This is a genomic window from Paraburkholderia solitsugae, assembly GCF_013177695.1.
Classification (GTDB): domain Bacteria; phylum Pseudomonadota; class Gammaproteobacteria; order Burkholderiales; family Burkholderiaceae; genus Paraburkholderia; species Paraburkholderia solitsugae.
Genome location: NZ_WOEY01000011.1, coordinates 80,142 through 87,162, shown reverse-complemented (window position 1 = coordinate 87,162; position 7,021 = coordinate 80,142). Strand labels below are relative to the sequence as shown.

Below are 7,021 nucleotides of genomic sequence, written 5' to 3'. Positions count from 1 at the left end.
CGAACAGGACCGTGAAACGACTCCACGCCGATGATAGTGCGGATTCCCGTGTGAAAGTAGGTAATCGTCAGGCTCCCCAGCATGTCCAGAAACCCCGCCCCAAAAGGCGGGGTTTTTGCGTTTACGGACCGTGAAATCAGCGACCCGTTAGCACCCGTCGGGCCGGCACTGCATATCGGCAAAGCTGCGCCTCGATACGCTTGGTGCCTATGAAGCGGCGATGCGGAAATCGCCGCTTCACATATAACTCACTGCCTCTATCCCTCTTGTGCCAGGAATCGTTGTGCCAACCGAACCCAATACGTTGAGCCGATCGGCAATAGCTCGTCGTTGAAGTCATAGCTCGCGTTATGCAGCATGCAAGGCCCGGCACCATGTCCTGAGTCCCGGTGCCCACCGTCGCCATTGCCGAGAAAAGCGTAACAGCCCGGCTTCGCCAGCAGCATGAACGAGAAATCCTCGGCGCCCATTGTCGGTTCGACTGCGTCGTCGACATTTTCCGCGCCGACAATTTCCTTCATGACCGACGCTGCGAAGCGGGCCTCCTCGCTACTGTTGATAGTCGGCGGATAGTTGCGATGGAAGTGGATATCGACCGAGCAATCGTAGGCCTCCGCCGTGCTCTCGGCGATCTTGCGCATGCGTGCTTCGATCAGGTCGAGCGTTTCGGTGGTAAAAGTCCGCACGGTGCCTGCGATCCACGCATCGTCCGGGACGACATTGACGGCGTCGCCGGCGTGGATCTGGGTGATCGACAGTACCGCGGTATCGAGCGGCTTCTTGTTTCGCGTGATGATGCTTTGCAGCCCGTTCGCGATCTGAACCGCCGTGAACACGGGGTCGCGGCCGTTGTGCGGCAATGCCGCGTGCGAACCCACGCCTTTGATTTCAATGCGAAATTCGTTGCTGGACGCCATGATCGGGCCTTCGGTCACACCGAAGTGGCCGGCCGGCATGCCTGGCCAGTTGTGAACGCCGAAAACCGCATCGACCGGAAATTTCGTGAACAGGCCATCGTCGATCATTGCCTGTGCGCCGGCACCGCCTTCTTCCGCCGGTTGAAAGATGAACACAATCGTGCCGTCAAAATCACCGTGCTTGACCAGATGTCGCGCCGCGCCGAGCAGCATCGCGGTATGTCCGTCATGGCCGCACGCGTGCATTTTGCCGTCGTTCTGCGAGCGATGGCTGAAGCTGTTTAGCTCCTGAATCGGCAACGCATCCATGTCAGCGCGCAGTCCAATCGAGCGCGATCCGTTGCCGCGCTTCAGTACACCGACTACGCCTGTTTTGCCCAATCCGCGATGAGTTTCGATGCCCCAGGACTCAAGTGTCCTGGCAACCAGATCCGCTGTTGCCGTTTCTTCGTAACGCAGTTCGGGGTGCGCATGAATCGTTCGCCGAAGGGTTTGAATCTCGCCGTGGGCGGCCTGGATTTCTGGGATCAGTTTCATGATGGAGTGGTGATGCGCTTGTGCTTTGCTTTGCGTGGAATCGCTCGGGGCCATATCGCCCGGGCACGTTGATAACCGATTCTACGCCGAAGACATTTTTGGCGGGACCATGCAGGTTAACAGGCAGCGAACGTAATAAAATTCGGGATTGCGCCACCGCTTACCGCTCTCCTGGACGGATCGCCGATGAATGCTCCGACTGAATTCGCCCGTGCGGTGTGCCCGCACGATTGCCCCGATACCTGTGCGATGCGCGTGACCGTCGAAGATGGGAGGGCGATCAAGGTCGTCGGCGATCCCGATCATCCGCCGACTCAAGGCGCGCTGTGTACCAAAGTCAGCCGCTATGCCGAGCGGGTGCACCATCCGCATCGGTTGACGACACCGATGAAGCGCGTCGGCCGCAAAGGCGAAGGTCGTTTTGAACCGATTAGCTGGGACGAGGCGTTCGAGTTGGCCGCAGCACGCCTGTCGGAGATAGCGCACCGAACGCCAGAAGCCATCATGCCGTACAGCTACGCCGGGACGATGGGCCTGGTTCAGGGCGACAGCATTGCGCAGCGGTTCTTTCACACACTCGGCGCATCGCAGTTAGACCGCACGATTTGCGCAGCCGCGGGTGCGGCGGGGCTGAAATATACCTACGGCGCCAGCCTCGGCATGCTCACCGAGTTTTTCGCCGAGAGCGAGGTCATCCTGATCTGGGGCTCGAATCCCATCGCGTCGAATCTGCACTTCTGGACACGTGCCCAGGAAGCCAAGCGTCGCGGCGCACGGCTGATCGCGATCGATCCGTACCGGTCGCTGACGGCGGAAAAATGCCACCAGCACATTGCACTGAAACCCGGAACCGACGGTGCTTTAGCGCTTGGCATGATCAACGTGTTGATCGCGGAAAATCTGCTTGATCACGCCTACATTGCGGCCCATACGCTGGGCTTCGATGAACTCAAGGCGCGTGCGCTCAGCTATCCGCCGTCGCGTGCCGCTCAGATTTGCGGCATCGACGAGCAGGTGATCGTCGATCTTGCGCGCCTTTACGGCAGCACGAAAAAGGCCGCGATCCGGATGAACTATGGCCTCCAGCGGGTGCGTGGCGGCGGTAACGCCGTGCGCGCAATCGCTTGCCTGCCATCGTTGACAGGCGCATGGCGCGAGCGGGCGGGCGGTGTATTGCTGTCCTCGGGCGGATGGGCGCCGGTGGATTCGCACGCATTGCAGCGCCCGGATCTGATGCCGGGCTGGCCGGGCAAGGCATCGCGTGTCATCAATATGAACGCGATCGGCGACGCATTGCTGCACCTGGGCGACGCTACGTTCGGCCCGAAAGTCGAAGCGATCATTGTCTATAACTCGAATCCGGTGGCGGTCGCGCCGGACTCGGAACGGGTCGCCGCAGGGTTTGCGCGCGAAGACCTGTTCACGATCGTGCTCGAGCACTTCCAGACCGACACCGCAGACTACGCCGATCTGCTTCTGCCTGCTACGACGCAACTCGAGCACCTGGATGTGCACAAGTCGTACGGGCACACGCACGTCATGGTCAACCTGCCAGCGATCGCGCCAGTCGGCGATGCACGCCCGAATACGGAGATCTTTCGCGGCCTCGCACGCCACATGGGCCTACAGGAGGCGGCGCTTTACGAGAGCGACGACGCTATCGCGCAGTCGGCATTCCGCTGGAATGACAAAACGCTCGAAGGCGTCAGTTGGGACTCGCTAACGAAAACCGGCTGGGCAAAGCTGAACCTGCCTGACGCGCCATTCGCCGAGGGCGGCTTTCGCACGCCGTCCGGTAAATGCGAGTTCTTCAGCGAGCGCCTCGCGCAGCAAGGGCTCGATCCGTTGCCGAATTATCTGCCGCCTTACGAATCTGCCGACGGCGCGCCCGGCCTCGCCGCCCGTTATCCGCTTGCGATGATCTCGCCGCCTGCCCGCAACTTCCTGAACAGCACCTTCGTGAACATCGAGAGCTTGCGCTCGACGGAAGGAGAGCCGCACCTGGACATCCACCCGTCCGACGCACTGCAGCGAGACATCGCTGACGGTGATCAGGTGCGCATATTCAACGATCGCGGCTCGATGCAGGCGCGCGCCCGTGTCACCGACAAGGCGCGTGAAGGGCTCGTGGTCGGCCTGTCGATCTGGTGGAAGAAACTCGCCCCCGACGGCCGCAACGCCAACCAGGTCACCAGTCAGGCGCTTACCGATCTGGGCGGATCGGCCACGTTCTACGACTGCCTCGTCGAGGTCGAACGCACCTGAAAACACGCTCAAAAATCTTGCAGTTGCGGCCTTCAATAGGTTCGAGGCTGCAGTCTAACCCAGCCGCTTTTCGCGAATAGCCACGGGGTGCCCATGCTACGATGCGTTTTTAGCACGACCATTCGAAAATAAAGGAGGAGACGCTGCATGGACAAAATCTGGCTGAAATCTTATCCGCCCGGCGTTCCCGCAGAGATCGACCCGACCCGCTATTCGTCCGTCGCCGAACTGCTCGAAGAAGCCTTCCGCGACCACCGCGCCAAACCAGCGTTCGTCTGCATGGGTAAGGAGATCAGCTACGGCGAGCTCGACACGCTATCGCGCAAGCTGGCCGCGTGGTTTCAGTCGAAGGGCCTTGCCCGCGGCGCGCGCATCGCGATCATGATGCCGAACGTGCTGCAATATCCGGTCGCGATTGCGGCGATCCTGCGCGCGGGCTACGTGGTGGTGAATGTCAATCCGCTCTACACCCCGCGGGAGCTCGAGCACCAGCTCAAGGACAGCGGCGCGGAAGCGATCATCCTGCTCGAAAACTTCGCTGTCACGCTCCAGGCGATCGTGCGCAACACGTCAATCAAGCACGTCGTCGTCGCCGCAATGGGCGATTTGATGGGCGTGAAGGGCTCGCTGGTGAACTTCGTCGTGCGGCGCGTGAAGAAGATGGTGCCGGCGTGGAGCTTGCCGGGTCACGTCAAGTTCAACACGGCGATCGCCGAGGGCGGCCACCAGAGTTTCAAGCCCGTCCAGCAAGGCCCGGACGATGTCGCGTTTCTACAGTACACGGGCGGCACGACCGGCGTGGCCAAGGGCGCGACGCTGTTGCATCGGAACCTGATCGCCAACGTGCTGCAGTCGGAAATCTGGCTCGATCCGGTTCGCGCTAACCGCACGGACATTGATCAGTTCATCACGGTTGTCGCATTGCCGCTGTATCACGTCTTTGCGCTGACGGTCTGCGGACTGCTGACGATCCGTACCGGTGGCCTCGGCGTGCTGATCCCCAATCCGCGCGACATCCCTGGCATGATCAAGGCGCTGGAAGGTTATCCGATCACGACGATTCCCGCTGTCAACACGCTGTACAACGCGATGCTTAACAGCCCGGACTTCCACAAGCTTGATTTTTCGAAGCTGATCGCCGCAAATGGCGGCGGTATGGCGGTGCAGGAAGCGGTTGCCAAGCGCTGGTTCGAGCATACGCATACGCCGATTATCGAGGGCTACGGTCTGTCGGAGACGTCGCCGTGCGTTACCTGCAATCCAGTCACCGTCACGGAATATAGCGGCACGATTGGTTTGCCGTTGCCGTCGACCGAAATCTCGATTCGCGACGACGAAGGCAACGAGGTGCCGCTTGGCCAGCCCGGCGAAATCTGCATCCGCGGCCCGCAGGTGATGGCTGGCTACTGGAACCGACCGGAAGAGACGGCCAAAGTCATGACGCCGGACGGCTTCTTCAAGTCGGGCGACGTCGGTTTGATGAACGAAGACGGCTTCGTCAAGATCGTCGACCGGAAGAAGGACATGATTCTCGTCTCCGGCTTCAACGTCTATCCGAACGAAATCGAGGACGTGGTCGCCAAGCTGCCGGGCGTGTTCGAAGTCGCCGCGGTCGGTGTGCCGGATCAGCATTCGGGCGAGGCGGTGAAGCTTTTCGTCGTGAAGAAAGACCAGGCACTTACCGATGCGGACATCTTCGCGTACTGCAAAACGCAGTTGACCGGCTACAAGCGGCCGAAGATCGTCGAATTCCGGACTGAACTGCCCAAGAGTAATGTCGGCAAGATTCTGCGTCGCGAGTTGCGGGACGGCCGGGCATAAGCGTATCAAGCGCATCAACCCCAACGGCTTGAACAGCGCCGACATGAAGTAATGCATTGCGGGAAGAAAGAGAAAGGCCCGGCAGACGAAAGTCTGCCGGGCCTTTCTCTTTGAGCCGTCGTCTCCTCGCAAATCAGCCGACAGTGCACGGCGCGGCCATAAAAAAAAGGCGCCCGAAGGCGCCTTTGAGGCAAACTGCTTTATTACGACTTATTAGAACTTGTGGCGGATGCCGATGCGAGCCGCGAACTGGTTCTGGTTCGACGAACCCGACAGGCCGTTGATGCCAGCCGTTGCGGCAGTCACGCCCGTGCCTGCTTCGTTCAGCACTTCGCCCAGAGCATGTTGGTACACACCAATCACGTACACGTCGGTACGCTTGGACAGGAAGTAGTCCACGCCAACCGCGCCTTGGTGGTACTGGGCACGCGATGCGCCTTCGATGGTCGCGCCGCGCGTGTAGTCATACGCTGCGCCGACCAGCAATGCCGGGGTCAACTGATACTTGAAGTTCAGTTCGGCGTTGTTAAACGTAGCCGATTGACCCTTGACCGTCGGCTGTGCGAACGCCATGCCCAGGTTTGCGAAACGGATGTTCGAGTACGTCAGGCCAATCGTTGCCGCGCCGAACGTGTATGCACCACCCGCACCGATCACCTGGTACGTGTTAGCCGACGTGTAGGCGCCATAGACCGGCGACGTCACTGCTGCGTCCGCTGCTGTAGCCGTGCCACCGTTGTTGAACAGGCCACCCGATGCTGCCGGGGTGCGTGCGTTCAAGTAGCCGACGCCCAAGACCAACGGACCGTTGTTGTAGCCAGCGCCCAACGACCAGATCTGGTTGCCGGTGACGTTGCCTGCCTGGCCGCCGAAGCTGTACGTACCGCCGAACGTCAGGCCGTTGTAGTTAACGCTCGTGTACTTGACCGTGTTGTTGGTGCGGTACGCGTTGTTGAAGTTGTCGATGTCGCCCGGGTGAGCAGCGATGTAGCCGCCCCACTGGTCGCCGGCTTCCAGCGGACCAACGTAGTCGACGACGGAGTCGTACTGACGACCCGCCGTGACCGTGCCGAACTGGCTCGACAGGCCAACGTAAGCTTGACGACCGAACATCAGGCCGCCTTGACCCAGCTTGCCGGTGTTCACGTCAAAGCCGTTTTCCAACACGAAGATTGCCTTCAGACCGCCGCCCAGATCTTCCGTGCCGCGCAGGCCGAAACGCGAGCCTTGCAGAACACCGCTGGACAGGTTGTACAGGTGCTTGCCACCCGAGTTGGTGTTGATGTTGAAGCCTTCGTCAATGATACCGTACAGGGTCACGCTGCTCTGAGCATGAGCGACGCCTGCGAATGCGCCCAGTGCTGCGAGAGCGAGAAGCGACTTTTTCATCGAATGATCTCCAAGGATTACGAATCTTTTGTACAAGGCGAATATTTGTCTAGCGTTGAGGCCTTGCTTGTCCAACTTCGCGAGAAGTTGCA

At 60.3% G+C, this 7,021-nt stretch carries 4 protein-coding genes; 2 read left to right on the top strand and 2 right to left on the bottom strand.

Translation table 11 applies throughout. From position 1 onward, the window contains the following. Positions 1–257: 257 nt before the first annotated feature. Entirely contained in the window at positions 258–1,454 is a 1,197-nt protein-coding gene (locus GNZ12_RS02180) for a M20 aminoacylase family protein (protein WP_172308785.1), read from the bottom strand. Positions 1,455–1,640: 186 nt separating this feature from the next. On the opposite strand from GNZ12_RS02180, the gene GNZ12_RS02175 reads away from it, so the two are divergent. After that, positions 1,641–3,719, top strand: a complete 2,079-nt coding sequence (locus GNZ12_RS02175; protein WP_172308784.1) for a molybdopterin-containing oxidoreductase family protein — start codon at positions 1,641–1,643, stop codon at positions 3,717–3,719. Between the two features lie 147 nt (positions 3,720–3,866). Continuing rightward, a complete protein-coding gene (locus tag GNZ12_RS02170; protein WP_172308783.1) occupies positions 3,867–5,540 on the top strand; it encodes a long-chain fatty acid--CoA ligase in 1,674 nt (557 codons plus the stop codon). 213 nt (positions 5,541–5,753) lie between these two features. On the opposite strand, the gene GNZ12_RS02165 is transcribed toward GNZ12_RS02170, so the two are convergent. Continuing rightward, on the bottom strand, positions 5,754–6,929 hold the full coding sequence (locus GNZ12_RS02165; protein ID WP_172308782.1) for a porin: 1,176 nt from the start codon (positions 6,927–6,929) through the stop codon (positions 5,754–5,756). Positions 6,930–7,021 lie beyond the last annotated feature (92 nt).

Coding starts and splice junctions, on each gene's coding strand:
- GNZ12_RS02180 (WP_172308785.1), bottom strand. CDS start 1,454: ATGAAACTGATCCCAGAAATCCAGGCCGCCCACGGCGAGATTCAAACC.
- GNZ12_RS02175 (WP_172308784.1), top strand. CDS start 1,641: ATGAATGCTCCGACTGAATTCGCCCGTGCGGTGTGCCCGCACGATTGC.
- GNZ12_RS02170 (WP_172308783.1), top strand. CDS start 3,867: ATGGACAAAATCTGGCTGAAATCTTATCCGCCCGGCGTTCCCGCAGAG.
- GNZ12_RS02165 (WP_172308782.1), bottom strand. CDS start 6,929: ATGAAAAAGTCGCTTCTCGCTCTCGCAGCACTGGGCGCATTCGCAGGC.